The 15,787-nt window shown below is 71.2% G+C and carries 17 protein-coding genes; 12 read left to right on the top strand and 5 right to left on the bottom strand.

Annotated features, from left to right (window positions below; all coding sequences use genetic code 11):
* Positions 1–30 precede the first annotated feature (30 nt).
* The 12 genes from C5H89_RS01200 to C5H89_RS01145 all read left to right on the top strand — a co-directional run bounded on the left by C5H89_RS01200 (position 31) and on the right by C5H89_RS01145 (position 12,954).
* Positions 31–675, top strand: a complete 645-nt coding sequence (locus C5H89_RS01200; RefSeq protein ID WP_240181632.1) for a TetR/AcrR family transcriptional regulator — start codon at positions 31–33, stop codon at positions 673–675.
* The gene (locus C5H89_RS01195) at positions 672–1,445 is read left to right on the top strand and encodes a TIGR03084 family metal-binding protein (RefSeq protein ID WP_104105289.1); all 774 of its coding nucleotides are present in this window, start codon (positions 672–674) and stop codon (positions 1,443–1,445) included. The genes C5H89_RS01200 and C5H89_RS01195 overlap by 4 nt, the downstream gene beginning before the upstream one ends.
* A complete protein-coding gene (locus C5H89_RS01190; RefSeq protein WP_104105288.1) occupies positions 1,442–3,187 on the top strand; it encodes an acyclic terpene utilization AtuA family protein in 1,746 nt (581 codons plus the stop codon). The genes C5H89_RS01195 and C5H89_RS01190 overlap by 4 nt, the downstream gene beginning before the upstream one ends.
* Positions 3,184–4,362: an acyl-CoA dehydrogenase family protein gene (locus tag C5H89_RS19050; RefSeq protein ID WP_240181631.1), complete on the top strand. Its 1,179-nt coding sequence runs from the start codon at positions 3,184–3,186 to the stop codon at positions 4,360–4,362. The genes C5H89_RS01190 and C5H89_RS19050 overlap by 4 nt, the downstream gene beginning before the upstream one ends.
* Positions 4,363–4,367: 5 nt before the next feature.
* Positions 4,368–5,960: a carboxyl transferase domain-containing protein gene (locus tag C5H89_RS01180; RefSeq protein WP_104105313.1), complete on the top strand. Its 1,593-nt coding sequence runs from the start codon at positions 4,368–4,370 to the stop codon at positions 5,958–5,960.
* Between the two features lie 8 nt (positions 5,961–5,968).
* Entirely contained in the window at positions 5,969–8,002 is a 2,034-nt protein-coding gene (locus C5H89_RS01175) for a biotin carboxylase N-terminal domain-containing protein (protein ID WP_104105287.1), read from the top strand.
* Complete coding sequence (locus tag C5H89_RS01170) at positions 7,999–9,168, top strand: acyl-CoA dehydrogenase (RefSeq protein ID WP_104105286.1); 1,170 nt, start codon at positions 7,999–8,001, stop codon at positions 9,166–9,168. Before C5H89_RS01175 ends, C5H89_RS01170 begins: the two co-directional genes overlap by 4 nt.
* Before the next feature lie 368 nt (positions 9,169–9,536).
* Positions 9,537–9,869, top strand: coding sequence for a hypothetical protein (locus tag C5H89_RS01165; RefSeq protein WP_162799140.1), 333 nt, complete (start codon positions 9,537–9,539; stop codon positions 9,867–9,869).
* A 61-nt stretch (positions 9,870–9,930) separates the two neighbouring features.
* Complete coding sequence (locus C5H89_RS01160) at positions 9,931–10,770, top strand: ABC transporter ATP-binding protein (protein WP_104105284.1); 840 nt, start codon at positions 9,931–9,933, stop codon at positions 10,768–10,770.
* Between the two features lie 47 nt (positions 10,771–10,817).
* Positions 10,818–11,051, top strand: a complete 234-nt coding sequence (locus tag C5H89_RS01155) for a hypothetical protein (protein WP_162799139.1) — start codon at positions 10,818–10,820, stop codon at positions 11,049–11,051.
* Entirely contained in the window at positions 11,048–12,481 is a 1,434-nt protein-coding gene (locus C5H89_RS01150) for a hypothetical protein (protein WP_104105282.1), read from the top strand. The genes C5H89_RS01155 and C5H89_RS01150 overlap by 4 nt, the downstream gene beginning before the upstream one ends.
* Positions 12,478–12,954 carry a hypothetical protein gene (locus C5H89_RS01145; RefSeq protein WP_104105281.1) on the top strand — a complete coding sequence of 159 codons (477 nt, stop codon included), beginning with the start codon at positions 12,478–12,480 and terminating at the stop codon, positions 12,952–12,954. Before C5H89_RS01150 ends, C5H89_RS01145 begins: the two co-directional genes overlap by 4 nt.
* A gap of 12 nt (positions 12,955–12,966) precedes the next feature.
* Here C5H89_RS01145 and C5H89_RS01140 read toward each other — a convergent pair whose 3' ends face one another.
* The 5 genes from C5H89_RS01140 to sigK all read right to left on the bottom strand — a co-directional run.
* Positions 12,967–13,260, bottom strand: a complete 294-nt coding sequence (locus tag C5H89_RS01140; RefSeq protein ID WP_104105280.1) for a hypothetical protein — start codon at positions 13,258–13,260, stop codon at positions 12,967–12,969.
* On the bottom strand, positions 13,257–13,808 hold the full coding sequence (locus tag C5H89_RS01135) for a hypothetical protein (protein ID WP_162799138.1): 552 nt from the start codon (positions 13,806–13,808) through the stop codon (positions 13,257–13,259). The genes C5H89_RS01140 and C5H89_RS01135 overlap by 4 nt, the downstream gene beginning before the upstream one ends.
* Before the next feature lie 87 nt (positions 13,809–13,895).
* Positions 13,896–14,468, bottom strand: coding sequence for a protein-L-isoaspartate O-methyltransferase (locus C5H89_RS01130; protein ID WP_104105278.1), 573 nt, complete (start codon positions 14,466–14,468; stop codon positions 13,896–13,898).
* A 41-nt stretch (positions 14,469–14,509) separates the two neighbouring features.
* Positions 14,510–15,205 carry an anti-sigma factor gene (locus C5H89_RS01125; protein ID WP_104105277.1) on the bottom strand — a complete coding sequence of 232 codons (696 nt, stop codon included), beginning with the start codon at positions 15,203–15,205 and terminating at the stop codon, positions 14,510–14,512.
* On the bottom strand, positions 15,202–15,787 hold a 586-nt coding region (gene sigK, locus C5H89_RS01120; protein WP_240181630.1), incomplete at its 5' end, for an ECF RNA polymerase sigma factor SigK. The genes sigK and C5H89_RS01125, both read right to left, overlap by 4 nt.

Here is a 15,787-nt window from a genome sequence, read left to right as displayed (position 1 = left end):
GTTTGTTAGTTGCCGGGTCAGGATGGTCTCGTGAGCAGCCAGCCGATCCGTGTCCCGCAGGAGGAGCGCACTCGCGCCATGCGGGCGCGACTGCTGGAGGCCACCGTCGAGTGCCTGGTCGAGTTCGGGTTCTCCGGCACCTCCACCACGCTGGTCAGCCAGCGCGCGGGCGTCTCCCGGGGTGCGCAGCTGCACCACTTCCCGACCAAGAACGACCTCGTCGTCGCGGCCGTGGAGCACCTCAGCGCCCTGCGCGGCGCCGAGCTCGCCGACACCCTCGCCGACGTGCCGGGGGGCCCGCAGCGCACCCGCACGGTGCTGCGGATCCTCGCCGACCACTTCACCTCGCCCGTCTTCGCCGCGGCCCTGGAGCTCTGGGTCGCCGCCCGCACCGACGAGACCCTGCTCGCGGCCGTGCAGCCGCTGGAGCAGCGGGTCGGGCGCGAGGCCCACTTCCTGACCGCCGCCGCCCTCGGTGTCGACGGCACCGCTCCCGGCACCCGGGAGCTGGTGCAGGCGACCCTCGACCTGCTCCGCGGGCTGGGCCTGGCCAACACCATCTCGGATGACACCCGGCGTCGCGAGCGGATCCTCGACCAGTGGGCCACCACGCTCGAGAGCACGCTCGGCATCTCCGGCAGTAACCCCGACTCCAGCCCTCACGAAGGAGCATGACCTTGCTCGACGACGTCCTGTCTGACCTCACCGCCGAGGGGGACAGCCTGGAGGCTCTCGTCTCCTCGCTGGCCCCCGAGCAGTGGCGCACGCCGACGCCGGCAGCCGGCTGGGACGTGGCGACCCAGGTCGCCCACCTGGCCTGGACCGACGAGGTCGCCGTCAAGGCGGCATGCGACAAGGTGGCCTGGGACGCCGAGGTGATGGGCGCCATCGGCAACCCCGAGGGCTACGTCGACGAGATGGCGCTGACCGGCGGTGCCGTCGCCCCCGCCGCGCTGCTCGCCCGCTGGCGCACCGCGCGCACGACGCTGGTCAAGACGCTCGCCGAGCTCCCCGAGGGCCACAAGCTCCCGTGGTTCGGCCCCCCGATGTCGGCGACCTCGATGGCCACCGCCCGGCTGATGGAGACCTGGGCGCACTCCCTCGACGTGCACCAGGCGCTCGGCGCCGAGCCGGAGGTCACGGACCGGATCCGGCACGTCACCCACCTCGCGGTCCGCACCCGCAACTACTCCTTCGTCAACCGGGGCCTGGAGAAGCCGGCCGAGGAGTTTCGCGTCGAGCTCGTCGCACCGTCGGGCGAGGTCTGGAGCTACGGCCCCGAGGACGCCGCGCAGAGGGTGAGCGGACCGGCGTACGACCTGTGCCTGCTGGCCACCCGCCGGGTCAACCGGAGCCAGACCGCCCTGGTGGCGACCGGCGCCGAGGCCGAGGTGTGGCTCGACATCGCCCAGTGCTTCGCCGGTCCCGCGGGAGCGGGCCGATGAGCGCGGGCACCAGCGCGGTGCGGATCGGCAACTGCTCCGGCTTCTACGGCGATCGCCTCTCGGCGATGCGCGAGATGCTGGAGCAGGGCGAGCTCGACTACCTGACCGGTGACTACCTGGCCGAGCTGACGATGCTCATCCTGGGCCGCGACACCATGAAGGACCCGAGCCTCGGCTACGCCCGCACCTTCGTCCGGCAGGTCGAGGACACCCTCGGCCTGGCCCTGGAGCGGGGCGTCAAGATCGTCGCCAACGCCGGCGGCCTCAACCCCGCAGGCCTGGCCGACAAGCTGCGCGAGGTCGCCAAGGGCCTGGGCGTGGACGTCGCCGTCGCCCACGTCGAGGGCGACGACCTGCGCGCCAAGGCCGCGGACCTGGGGTTCACCAACGCGCTGACCGCCAACGCCTACCTCGGCGGCTTCGGCATCGCCGCGGCCCTGCGCGGCGGCGCCGACATCGTGGTCACCGGCCGGGTCACCGACGCCTCCGTCGTCGTGGGCCCCGCCGCCTTCCACCACGGCTGGACCCCCGAGCAGTACGACGAGCTGGCCGGCGCGGTGGTGGCCGGACACGTGATCGAGTGCGGCACCCAGGCGACCGGTGGCAACTTCTCCGGCTTCCTCGGCCTGGACCGGACCCGCCCGCTGGGCTTCCCGCTGGCCGAGATCGCCGCCGACGGGTCCAGCGTGATCACCAAGCACGCCGGCACCGGGGGAGCGGTCACGATCGACACCGTCACCGCCCAGCTGGTCTACGAGATCCAGTCCTCGCGCTACCTCAACCCCGACGTGACCACGCACCTGGACTCGATCCAGCTGACCCAGGCCGGACCGGACCGGGTGGCGATCACCGGGGTCCGTGGCGAGGCCCCGCCCGCCCAGCTCAAGGTCTGCGTCAACGAGCTCGGCGGCTGGCGCAACAGCATGGAGATCCTGCTCACCGGCCTCGAGATCGACGCCAAGGAAGCCTGGGTCCGCGAGCAGCTGGTGGCCGCATGGGGCGATCACCCGCCCGCCGAGGTGGCCTGGTCGCGCTCCGCCCCGCCGGTCAAGGACCCGGAGTCCCAGGCGCTCGCCTCGTGCGTGCTCCGGGTCACCGTCCTGGACCCCGACCCCAAGGTGGCCGGCAAGGGCTTCACCGCGCCCGCGGTGGAGACCGCGCTCGGCTCCTTCCCCGGCTTCACGCTGATGGCCCCGCCGTCGCCCGCGACGCCGTACGGCATCTACCGCCCCGAGTACGTCGACCGCGAGGTCGTGACGCACACCGTCGTGCACGCCGACGGCAGCACGGAGGTCATCGGAGATCCCGGCACCTACTGCCCGCCCGAGCGGCGCGACGCAGTGGCCGACCAGGGACGTCGGCCCTCGCCGTTCCCGGCGCCGGTCGACCAGGTCAACCGGGTGCTGCCGCTGGGCACGTTCGTGCACGCCCGCTCCGGCGACAAGGGCGGCGACGCCAACCTCGGGCTGTGGGTCTCCCACGACGACGAGGAGAAGCGCGCCGCGCGGGTCACCTGGCTCACCAAGCTCATCACCGCCAAGAAGATCCGCGAGCTCGTCCCCGAGGCCGCCGACCTGGAGATCGACGTCTACTCGCTGCCCAACCTGGGCGCGGTCAACGTCGTCATCCGCGGCCTGCTCGGCGCAGGCGTCGCGGCCTCCACCAGGACCGACCCCCAGGCCAAGGCCCTCGGCGAGTGGGTCCGTTCCCGGCACGTCCACATCCAAGGAGAGCTGTTGTGAGCACAGCCGAAACGCTCGAGGAGCGTTCGTCGGTCCAGGAACGGGCGGCGCTGCGGCAGGCCGCCGCGGAGTTCACCCGACGCGAGATCGCGCCCCACCTGCAGGAGTGGGAGGACGCCGGCGAGCTGCCGCGCAGCCTGCACCTGGCCGCGGCCCGCGCCGGCCTGCTGGGCGTGAGCCTGCCCGAGAGCATGGGCGGCAGCGGCGGCGACCTGCTCGACACGATCGCGCTGCAGGAGGGGATGTTCTCCGAAGGTGCCTCCAGCGGCCTGATGTCGGCGCTGTTCACCCACGGGATCGCGCTGCCGCACATTGCGGCCCACGGCTCGCCCGAGCTGGTCGACCGCTACGTCCGGCCCACGCTGGCCGGGGAGCTGATCGGCGCGCTCGGCATCACCGAGCCCGGCGGCGGCTCCGACGTCGGCAACCTGCGCACCACCGCGGTCCGGGACGGTGAGGAGTGGGTGATCAACGGTGCCAAGACCTTCATCACCTCCGGCACCCGCGCCGACTTCGTCACCACCGCGGTCCGTACCGGCGGCCCGGGTGCCGGCGGCATCTCGCTGATCGTGGTCCCCACCAGCACCCCCGGTTTCACCGTGGACCGCAGGCTGGCCAAGATGGGCTGGCACTGCTCCGACACCGCAGAGCTGAGCTACGTCGACGTCCGGGTGCCGGCGGGCAACCTGGTGGGCGAGGAGAACGCCGGCTTCTGGTACATCGCCGAGCAGTTCGTGGTCGAGCGGATGGCTCTGGCCATCCACGGCTACGCCATCGCGGAGCGCTCACTGGCACTCACCCACGCCTACTGCCGTGAGCGCAGCACCTTCGGCGAGCCGCTGATCAAGCGCCAGGTGGTGCGCCACAAGCTGGTCGAGATGCGCCGCCAGGTGGAGGCCGCCAAGGCCTACACCTACGCGGTGGCCGAGCAGTACGTCGCCGCTGGCGGCCCGAACGAGCAGGTCATCGCTGCCGCGTGCCTTGCCAAGGAGACGGCGTGCAACGCCGCCACCTATGTCTGTGACCAAGCCGTCCAGCTGCACGGCGGGACGGGATACATGCACGGGACCGAGGTGGAGCGGCACTACCGCGACGCCCGGCTCCTGCCAATCGGAGGAGGAGCGACCGAGGTGCTGACCGACCTTGCCGCCAAGCTGTTGGGGTACACCAAGTGAGCGCCGTGACGACTGAGGAGACGCCTCAGCCGGGACGGCGCGAGCACCTGCTCGCCAAGATCGCCGAGCTGGACGAGCAGAACGCCAAGGCCGTGGCCGGCGGCGGCGAGAAGTACATCGCCCGCCACCACGCCCGCGGCAAGCTGCTGCCCCGCGAGCGCATCGAGCTGCTAATCGACGAGGGCTCGGCGTTCCTGGAGCTCTCCCCGCTGGCCGGCTGGGGCACCGACTTCACCGCCGGCGCCTCCGTGGTCTGCGGCATCGGGGTGATCGAGGGCGTGGAGTGCATGATCACCGCCAACGACCCCACCGTGAAGGGTGGCGCCTCGAACCCGTGGACGTTGAAGAAGACGTTCCGGGCCGCGCAGATCGCCCAGGAGAACGCCCTGCCCACGATCTCGCTGGTGGAGTCCGCGGGCGCGGACCTGCCGACCCAGAAGGAGATCTTCATCCCGGGCGGCAAGATCTTCCGCGACCTGACCCGGGCCAGCGCCCGGCGCGAGCCCACGATCGCCCTGGTCTTCGGCAACGCCACCGCCGGCGGCGCCTACGTGCCCGGCCTCTCCGACTACACCGTGATGGTCAAGGAGCAGGCGAAGGTCTTCCTGGCCGGCCCCCCGCTGGTCAAGATGGCCACCGGGGAGGAGACCGACGACGAGACCCTCGGTGGCGCCGAGATGCACGCCCGCACCTCGGGCCTGGCCGACTTCCTGGCCGAGGACGAGCGCGACGCGATCCGCATCGGACGCCGCATCGTGGCCCGGCTCAACTGGCGCAAGGCGCGTCCGGAGCCGAGGGCCTACGCCGAGCCGGCCGAGAGCCCCGACAGCCTGCTGGACCTGATCCCCACCGACCTCAAGGAGCCGTTCGACCCGCGCGAGGTCATCGTCCGGATCGTCGACGGCGTCAGCGCGGGCAACGAGGTGCCGTTCGACGAGTTCAAGCCGCTCTACGGCTCGTCGCTGGTCACCGGCTGGGCGCAGCTGCACGGCCGTCCCATCGGCATCCTGGCCAACGCCCAGGGCGTGCTGTTCTCCGAGGAGGCCCAGAAGGCCACCCAGTTCATCCAGCTGGCGAACGCCAAGGACACGCCGCTGCTCTTCCTGCACAACACCACCGGCTACATGGTGGGTGCGGAGTACGAGCAGGGCGGCATCATCAAGCACGGCGCGGCGATGATCAACGCCGTCTCCAACTCCACGGTGCCGCACATCTCGATCCTGATCGGGTCGTCGTACGGGGCGGGCAACTACGGCATGAACGGCCGCGCCTACGACCCGCGGTTCCTGTTCACCTGGCCCAACGCCAAGTCCGCGGTGATGGGCCCGGCCCAGCTGGCCGGCGTGCTCTCGATCGTCTCCCGAGCCGCGGCCGAGGCCAAGGGCAAGGAGTACGACGAGGAGGCCGACGCCGGGATGCGCACCTTCGTCGAGGCGATGATCGAGGAGCAGAGCCTGCCCTTCGCACTGTCCGGGATGCTCTACGACGACGGGGTCATCGACCCCCGGGACACCCGGACCATCCTCGGCATCTGCCTGTCCGCCATCGACACCCAGGCCACCGCGGGCACCGACCGCTTCGGCGTCTTCAGGATGTGAGCACCCACATGAACAGCAGCACCCCTCCCTCCACCACGATCACCCGCGTCCTGGTGGCCAACCGCGGCGAGATCGCCCGCCGGGTCTTCGCCACCGCGCGCCGGCTCGGCATCGACACGGTCGCCGTGCACTCCGACGCCGACGCCGGCCTGCCCTTCGTCGCCGAGGCCGACCAGGCCGTGCGGCTGCCGGGCAACACCCCGGCCGAGACCTACCTGCGCGCCGACCTGGTCCTGGACGCGGCGCGCAGGACCGGTGCCGACGCGGTCCACCCCGGCTACGGCTTCCTCTCGGAGAACGCCGAGTTCGCCCGCGCCGTCGTCGCCGCCGGCCTGACCTGGCTCGGCCCGGACCCCAGCTCGATCGAGTCCATGGGCTCCAAGATCGAGTCCAAGAAGCTGATGGAGGCCGCCGGCGTGCCGGTGCTGGCCGACCTCGGCACCAGTGCCACCGAGGCCGACCTGCCGTTGCTGGTCAAGGCGTCGGCCGGCGGCGGCGGTCGCGGGATGCGGATCGTGCGCTCCCTGGCCGACCTGCCCGGCGAGGTCGAGAAGGCCTCCGCCGAGGCGGCGTCCGCCTTCGGCGACGGCACCGTCTTCGTCGAGCCGTACGTCGAGCACGGCCGCCACGTCGAGGTGCAGGTCGTGGGCGACCGGCACGGCACCGTCGCGGTCTTCGGCGAGCGCGACTGCTCCATCCAGCGCCGTCACCAGAAGGTCGTCGAGGAGGCTCCCGCCCCGGGGCTGAGCGAGGAGACCCGCTCCGCGCTGCACGAGGCGGCCCGTGCGGCCGCCGCCGCCATCGACTACGTCGGCGCCGGCACCGTGGAGTTCCTGCTGGACGCCGCCGACCCGACCCGCTTCTGGTTCCTGGAGATGAACACCCGCCTCCAGGTGGAGCACCCGGTGACCGAGGCGATCTTCGGCGTCGACCTGGTCGAGGCGCAGATCTCGGTCGCCGAGGGCAACCCGGTCACTGCCCCCCAGGAGGGCCCGCGCGGTCACGCCGTCGAGGTCCGCCTATACGCCGAGGACCCCGCGGCCGACTGGCAGCCGCAGTCCGGGGTCCTGACCACCTTCGAGATCCCCGGCGTGGAGGTCGAGTTCGCCAACCCGGCCTCGGGCGGTCTGCGCCTGGACACCGGCTTCGTCGGCGGCTCCGAGGTGGGCACGCACTACGACGCGATGCTGGCCAAGGTGATCTCCTTCGCACCGACCCGACAGCAGGCGCTGCGCCAGCTCGCCGGCGCCCTGGCCAAGGCCCGGCTGCACGGCCTGACCACCAACCGCGACCTGCTGGTCGAGGTGCTGCGCCACCCGCGCTTCGTCGCGGGCGACGTGAGCACGGACTTCTTCGGCACCGAGGAGCTGGCCACCAGGTCGGCCGCCCAGCCCACGGAGGGTGTCGGGCAGGCGGCGTTCGCCGCGGCGGTGGCGCTCGCCGAGCGGGACCGGCTCGCGCGCACCGTGCAGCGGGGCATCCCGGTGGCGTGGCGCAACGTGCTCAGCCAGCCGCAGCTCACCTCCTTCGAGGTCGCCGGAAGCGACGAGCCGTTCGAGGTGCGCTGGACCGGGGGTCGCGACGGCTACGCCGGCGACGGCGTGACCGTGCTCGCGGCGTCGGTGGAGTCGGTGACGCTCGAGGTCGACGGGGTCGCCACGACGTACGAGGTGGTGGTGGACGCCGGCCGGCTGGACGCCCCGGTGGTGCACGTGGACTACCCGCACGGCTACCACCGGCTGACCAAGGTCCCGCGGTTCACCGACCCGTCGGAGCAGGTGGCCACCGGCTCGCTGCTGGCCCCGATGCCCGGCAGCGTGATCAGCGTGGCCGTCGCGGCGGGCGAGACCGTGACCGCCGGACAGACCGTGCTGGTGATGGAAGCGATGAAGATGCAGCACACCGTGGCCGCGCCGACCGACGGCGTGGTCACCGAGCTCAACGTGGCCGTCGGCAGCCAGGTCGCCTCCGGCGACGTGCTCGCCGTGGTCTCCGACAGCTCAGAGAACTCAGGCAACGCAGGCAACGAGGAGCAGGAATGACCGAGAACGCGTTCGTCGAGTCCGAGGAGCGGCGCGAGCTGCGCAAGGCGGTCTTCGCCCTCGCCTCCAAGTACGGCCACACCTACGTCGCCGAGAAGGCCCGCGAGGGCGGCAAGGTCATCGAGCTGTGGCAGGACATGGGCAAGCACGGCTTCCTGGGCGTCAACATCGCCGAGGAGTTCGGCGGCGGTGGCGGCGGGATCGGGGACCTCGCCGCGGTGCTCGAGGAAGCCGCGGCAGCCGGGGCCCCAATGCTGATGATGGTCGTCTCCCAGGCCATCTGCGGATCGGTCATCGGCCGTTTCGGCACCGAGGAGCAGAAGCGGCGGTGGCTGCCGGGGATCGCCGACGGCTCCTACACGATGGCCTTCGCCATCACCGAGGCCGACGCGGGCTCCAACTCCCACAACATCACCACCACCGCGACCCGCGACGGTGACCAGTGGGTGCTGAAGGGGTCGAAGACCTACATCTCCGGGGTCGACGAGGCCCAGGGGATCCTGGTCGTCGGCCGCGCCGCGGACGCCAAGACCGGCAACCTCAAGCCGTGCCTCTTCGTGGTGCCGACGGATGCCGCGGGCCTGGAGAAGCAGGTCATCGACATGACCTTCGACGCCCCGGAGAAGCAGTTCACCCTGTTCTTCGACGACGTCCGGTTGCCCGCCGACGCGCTGGTCGGGGACGAGGACGCCGGCCTGCTGCAGCTCTTCGCCGGCCTCAACCCGGAGCGGATCATGGGCGCGGCCTACTCCAACGGCATGTCGCGCTTCGCCCTGACCAAGGCGGTCGAGTACGCCAAGACCCGCACCGTGTGGCGGGACCGGCCCATCGGCACCCACCAGGGCATCGCGCACCCGCTGGCCAAGATCAAGATCGAGCTCGAGCAGTCCAAGCTGCTCCAGCAGAAGGCCGCGGCGCTCTACGACGCCGGCGACGACATGGGGGCCGGCGAGTACGCCAACATGGCCAAGTACGCCGCCGGGGAGGTGGCGTGCAACTCCACCGACGTCGCCGTGCACACCCACGGTGGGTCCGGCCTGACCACCGAGCTGGGGCTGGCCAACATGCTGGTCGCCGCCCGACTGGGTCGGATCGCGCCGGTCAGCCGGGAGATGATCCTCAACTTCGTGGCCATGCACTCGCTGGGGCTGCCGAAGTCCTACTGAGCGTCGAGACCGACAATTGAAAGTGGGACAAATTCCTGCCCCTTTTGTGGGTATTTGTTGCCTGCGCACATAGACACGCTGGCGTTGCCGTCTTCTCGCCCGCTAGCGTCGCGCTTGCTGAATTCACGGAGTAGAGAAGGCAATTTCGGGGGAAATCTCGATCCACGGGGGACGACAGGGTTCGGCGACGGGGTGCGTGTGTCGTGCACGCTTTTCAATTCCTCGTCGGCGCACGGCAATTCTTGAGGTGCTTGGCGGCCGACCAGCCACCTCGCTCAGTGACGCCTTTTCTCAGGTTCGGCGCCGTCGCACGATCGTGCGGCGGTCTCGCAGTGCCCGGCAGGCCGGGACCGAACAGGAGAAGAAGAATGACGAATGCACTAGTCGAGAATGTCAACGGAGCGCACGACGCAGTGGGGCTGACCGCGTGGGAGCGCCTCCAGGCGGAGTCGATCCTGATGCAGGTCGACCCGCTGAGCCCAGTCAAGGCTGCAGCGCAGCTCAGGCGGCCCACCACGGTGATGAACTGGGTGTGGATCGTCCTGATCGTCGCCATCGCCGTGGTCGCGAGCATCGGCATCATGGCCTACGTCGCGACCGTCTGCATCAAGCGCGGCGGCAGCTACAACGGGGGCTTGAGCATCGGCACGAACGGGTGGAAGGTCTGGGAGTACACGCTGAAGTTCAAGTGCTCGCGCTGATCAGGCACGGGGACTGAGGGGCCGAGGGGTCGCAGGGGGATGGTGGACATGGTGAAGAGCCGTGGGGAATGACATCGTGGCCGCCGTCGAAGCGGCAGCCCTGACCAAGCGATATGGCACAGGGGAGGCCGTCTCAGACGTGTCGGTCTCCCTGGCGCCGGGGAGCTGTACGGCGATCGTCGGGCCCAACGGCTCTGGCAAGACGACGCTGCTCCACATGCTGTCAGGGCTGCTGCGCCCGACGTCAGGCGTCCGCAGCGTGCACGGCGTACCGGTCGACTCCGATTCGGCCAAGCCGCTCATCGGTTTCGCGCCCGACGACCTCCCGCTGCCGCTCAGCCTGACCGGCGACGAGATGGTGGGCCTGACGCTGCGCCTCCGTCGCTGCGAGCCGGTCATCGACGTCGACCGCGTGCTGCACATCCTGGGCATCCTGCAGGACATGGACAGGCCCATCGGGCAGTACTCCCACGGGATGAAGCGCAAGCTCCAGCTGGTGTGCGCCGTGATGCACGGACCCCGGGTGCTCTTCCTCGACGAGCCCTACCGCGGGCTGGACCCGATGTCGGAGATGCTGCTGCGGCGACTGATCCGCACCATCGTCGAGGGCGGGGCGACGGTGGTCTCCTCGACGCACTCCCTCGAGGTGACCGGGTCCGACTATGACCACCTCCTGGTGATGGACGACGGGCGACTGGTGGCAGCGGGCCGAGTGTCGGACCTGCTCGTCGAGCACGGGGCAGCAAATGTCACCGAGCTCTTCTTGCGGGTCACCGGCCGCGATTCATCTGCTCGCCTGGCTGAAGACGACCTCGCTGAGGAATTCCGGCGGATCTACGCCACAACCTCGAGAGGTTCCGACGATATTCACGCGACTAAGACGAAAATGGAATCCGTATGAACAGAATTGTTGTGCGCAGTTCGCTGGGATTCGCTGTCGGACTCCTGATGGCCGCCGTGCTCTCTGCATTGACCGTCTTCTTGGCGGTCAACGGGGAAGAGACGGTGCGACTAGGGCCCGTGGCCACCACCGAATACACCGCCTTCGATGACGTCGAGTTCGAGATCGAGTTCTTCCTGGGATGGCTCGGCTACGCGCTGCCCGCGCTCGGGTTGGTCGTGGGCGGCCTGCTCGGTCTGGTCGCCAGGCCAAGGTCGAGAGGTGTGGCAGAGGAGGCATGAACCTGTTCGCGTTGTCCCTCGCCTCCTACGGGCGTCACCTGCGGGGCGCGCTCGGCGTTCCCCGCGCCGGACTGATGGCGATCGGGGCAGTGGTCTTCCTGCTGTGTCTGTCGGCCACCGGGCTGTCCGTGGCCGCCGTGCTGTCCATGGAGCTGGGCGCGGCTGACCCCGGCCAGCTGGCCCTGCTCCGGGACGACTTCGGGCGAGGACTGGTCTTCCTCGCGATGTGCGGCGGGGTCTTCGTCGCGGCCACCACGGTTCCGGGCACCGCCTTCCGTGTCCTGCTGCGGGGCACGGGCGGCTCCCGGCGCGACCGGTACCTGCTGCTCGGGGCCATTCGCGACGTCCTGTGCGTCGTCGTCCCGCTCATGCTGTGTGCGGTGGCCTACGTTCCTCTCGCCACTCTGCTGCGGGAGTCCATCGGCCTGGTCCCGGGTCTCCTGCTCGGAGCGGGAGCAGCGATCCTGGTGTGCCTGGGCAGCTCAGGCCTGGTCGAGTGCGCCCGGACTGCACTCAGGGTGCTCCGTCCGGGTGTGCCCGAGGCGTTCGCGACTGCGGCCGCCTGTGCCTTCGTCCTCGCGACCGGCCTGGCGCTGGCGCCGCTCTCGCTGCTCCCGTGGGATGCGGTGGTCCCGTGGAGCCTCTTCACCGAGGAGGGACGAATCGACGGACCACACGGGGGCGGACTCCTGGTGTTCCTCCTGCTGGTGTCAGGGGTGTGGCTGGCGTGCTTCTCCCTAAGCGCTACGTCCGAGCGGATGACGCCCGTGCTCCAGGGTCCCACCTCCTTCAGCATCGTCCGGGTCGGCGGCCGGGGACCCGTCACCACGCTGATCTCCCTGTTCACGGCCGCGACGCTGCGGGTGCCGACCGTCCTCGCCCTGGTCGCCTTCGCCTGGATCTTTGCCGGGCTCGCGCACAGCGCCGGTACCGAGCTCGGTGCGGCGCTGGCCCTGATCGCGGCGGCCGGGCTCGCCGGGTCGATCGGGCTCCGGGCCCACGGGGCCGAGCTCCCAGCGCGGTGGCTGGTCCTGCCACTGGCGCCCAGTTCGAGGTCCGTCGCCTGGACCCTGCCGATGGGGAGCCTCCTGGTCTGCCTCCTCGGCGTGCTCCCGGCCATGCTCTCGGCCTGGGCGATCTTCGACGTCAGGGCGGGCGGCTATTTCGCCGTCACAGCGCTGACCACCTACGCGTTCACCCTGTTCGCCGGGACGCTCGTGCCGGTCTCCGCGGAGGAGCCACTCTCGGCAGTGACCGCGGGGGCGGTGTCGTTCGCCCTCTCGGGCGGAGTCGTCGGGCTGATCGAGTCCGGCCTGGCGGATCGTTCCGAGGCGGTGGCGGCACTCACCGCCGTAACGGTGGCCGCGGCAGCAGTATCGATGTCCGTCCTCGTGGCCTGGCGACGGTACGAGCGGTCAGTCCTGCCATGAGGATCTTCCTTCGCGTGTCCGTGCTGGGGACGCTCTCCAGCCTGCCGCTGGGGGGTGCGCTCGGCCTGGTGCTCGGACTGCTGCAGACCCAGACACAAGGGGTGAGCTTTCCCCTGTGGATCGTCGGAGTCCTCTTCTCGACCGCCGTGGTCATGCACGAGATGGGACACGGACTCGCCCTGGGTGTGCTGCGAATGCCAGTGGAGGCGGTGCGCATGCACTGGGGAGGTCTCTCCATCGAGGTCGGGGAGGCACCGCCACTCCAACGGCTGGTCGCTGCGGCCGCAGGTCCGTTGACCGCCGCCCTGAGTGGATGCCTCTGCATCGTCGTCTGGGCGGGTGCCCCCGCAGCCGGCATCTACCTGGTCCTCGGGCTAGCGCACGGACTCACGCTGCTGATGCCCAGCGGGGACGCTCGAGCGGTCCTCGCCTCCGGCAAGGAGCTGCGACGTGGGCTGCCGCAGTCCTACTAGACGTCAGCCGCGTCAGCCGAACCATCGGCGCCGGCGCGGACGCCCCCCCGCGGCGTCCGCGTCGGGCACCTGATCCTGGTACAACGACTCGGCTGCCGTCTGGGTCACGGCCTGCACGCGCTCGCGTACCGAGATCGGCACCGGCAGCTCGATCCCGGCGCTGAGCAGCTCGGCGGCGTCGCGCAGGTCCTCGACGTCGCCGCGGCACCGCTGGCACTGGGTCAGGTGGGACTCGTACGAGAGCCGGTCCAGCCCGTCGAGCCCGTCCAGGGCGAAGACCGCGGAACGGTCGTGCACGTCGCTCATGCCGAGACCGCCTCGACCTCGTCGTTAACCGCCTCGGCGAGGTGCAGCATCGCCTCGTGCAGCAGCCGCACGGTGGTGCCGGGCCGCAGCCGCAGCCGGGCGTCCACCTGGTCATGGGGCCGGCCCAGCAGGTAGACCTGCGAGAGCGCCTCGCGCTCGGCCCCGCTGAGCATCGGGAGCCAGTCGGCGTCGGGCGGGAACGCCGGCGGACCGGCCGGGATCGCGCCGCTGCGCTGCCGCGGGACCGAGCCCCGGTGCGTCGTCACAGCCTGTCGGTGGGCGACCGCCAGCAGCCACGGCAGCGTGCTGTCCGCCTCCGGCTGCTCCTCCCCGTTCCAGATCGACTCGTAGCAGCGAACCGTCGCCTCGTGCGCGCCGGGGCCTGGACCCAGCACCCGTGAGACCAGGCCAAGCACCCGGCTGGCGGTGGCGTCGAAGAGCTCCAGCATCGCCGGTGCGTCACCGCGGCTCGCTCGGGCGAGCAGTCCCTGGATGCTCGCAAAGGCCGAAAGGGTCGACTGCGCGTGCGCAGAGGCAGATTCGGTCATGACCGTCATCGTGGCCTGAGAGCGGTGCCCGGAGGAGGGTCCAGGTGCCAACCTCCCCAATTCGGAGTAAAAGTCTTTACTTTGCCGCTACCTCGTCACCAGGGGCACGAACGAGTAGTGCCCGTGCTCGCTGATCTCGTCGTGGGTCACGCGCAGCATCGTGCCCCGGACCGGCACCACCATCACCCCGTCGTCGCTGAGCTGGGCGCGCAACGAGGAGGGCAGCCGCTCGGCCATCGCCGAGACCAGCACCCGGTCGTACGGCGCGTGCTGGGGCAGGCCCAGCACCCCGGGGCGCGCCGGCTCCACGGTGACCCACGGCTGGACGTCGTGCGCCAGGTTGCCTCGGGCGAAGGTCACCAGCTCACCGAGGAGCTCGACGCCCCGCACCCGGCCGGTCGGCCCCACCAGGTCGCCCAGCAGCGCGGCGGTCCAGCCGGAGCCGGAGCCCACGTCGAGGACGTGCTGGCCGGGCCGCACGTCGAGCAGCCGGAGCATGGCGGCCACGGTCCGCGGCTGCGAGCTGGTCTGGCCGCCGCCGATCTCCAGGGGGCCGTCGTACGACGCGCGGCGGCGCAGCCTGGGGGGCAGGAAGTGCTCGCGCGGGTGCGCCTGGAACGCCGCTGCGATCGGGTCCGCGATCGGGCCGGTGGCGTCCATGAGTCCATCGAACGCGCAGCGGCCGGCAAGTTCAAGGGCGGCTAGGCCAGCTCGAAGAGCGCGACCAGCTCGCCGTCGGGCTTGGGCGAGCCGCCTTCGGGCTCCACGGTGATGCCGACGCCGGTGGCGTCCCGGGCGTCACCGTCGAGCAGCACCGTCTGGTCGGACTTTCTCGGCATCAGCCCGGCCGGCACCATGTCGCCCTCGGGCGACTGGAACCACAGCTCGTAGACGTGGCCCTCAGGCGCGGGTGGCATCGCCTCGGTGACCAGGACCGCCTTGCCGACCGACTTGGAGCGGACCAGGGTGGCCCGGGCGTCGCCCAGCTCCAGGGCGACCCGCTGCGCGTCGGCCGCGGCCAGCACCCGGTCGCTGGCGGTCAGCGTCCGGGAGGAGTCGTCGTCCTGCCACGGCTGGGTCACCGCGGCGCCCAGGCCGACGGCCGCGATCACCGCGGCGGCCGCCACGGCGGGGGCCCAGCGTCGGGCGGCAGTGCGGCGCGTCGTCAGCGGCGGCAGCGGTCGTACGGCGGCCACGTCGTGCAGCACCCGGGGACGCAGCTCGGCGGGCGGCTCGGTCGCGCTCAGCTGGGCGAGCAGCGCGGCGGTCTCCCGGAAGGAGTCGACCTCGGCGCGGCACTCGGGGCACCCCTCGAGGTGCCGCTCGAACTGGGCCTGCTCGAAGTCGTCCACCGCGTGGATCGCGTAAGCACCTGAGAGCGCGTGGATGTCGCTCATGACTGCACTCCCATCTGGTCGCGCATCCTGATCAGTCCGTCGCGGATGCGGGTCTTGGCGGTGCCGACCGGCAGGTCGAGCAGGGTGGCCACCTCGGTGTGGGTGTAGCCGCCGAAGAAGGCGAGGCCGACGGCCTCGCGCTGGACCTCGGTCAGGCCGGCCAGCGCCTGGCGGACGCGGACCGCCTCCAGGCCGGCGGTGGCGGCGTCGGCGGTGGCGTCGTGCGCCACCTCGTGGCTCTGGTCGTGGTACGTCGTGTCGCGCCGGCTGCTGGCCTCCGCGGCACGGACCCGGTCGACCGCCTTGCGGTGCGCGATGGTCAGGAGCCAGGAGACCGCGGACCCGCGCTGGGGGTCGAACCGGGCGGCGTTGCGCCAGATCTCCAGGAAGACCTCCTGGGTGACCTCCTCGGACTGAGCCGGGTCGCGGACCACCCGGAGCACCAGCCCGTGCACCCGCGCCGCGCACGCGTCGTACACCTGGCGGAAGGCCTGCTGGTCGCCGCGCGCCGCGGCGCGAAGCAGCTCAGCCAGGTCAGCGCCGTCCGTCCCCTCCGGAGGACCGGAGGGGACGGACGAGAGG

It is taken from the genome of Nocardioides sp. 616 (assembly GCF_002930065.1).
GTDB classification, from domain to species: Bacteria; Actinomycetota; Actinomycetes; order Propionibacteriales; family Nocardioidaceae; genus Nocardioides; species Nocardioides houyundeii.
Note: the sequence above shows the minus strand (reverse complement) of the source record. Positions and strands in the feature narration are given on the sequence as shown.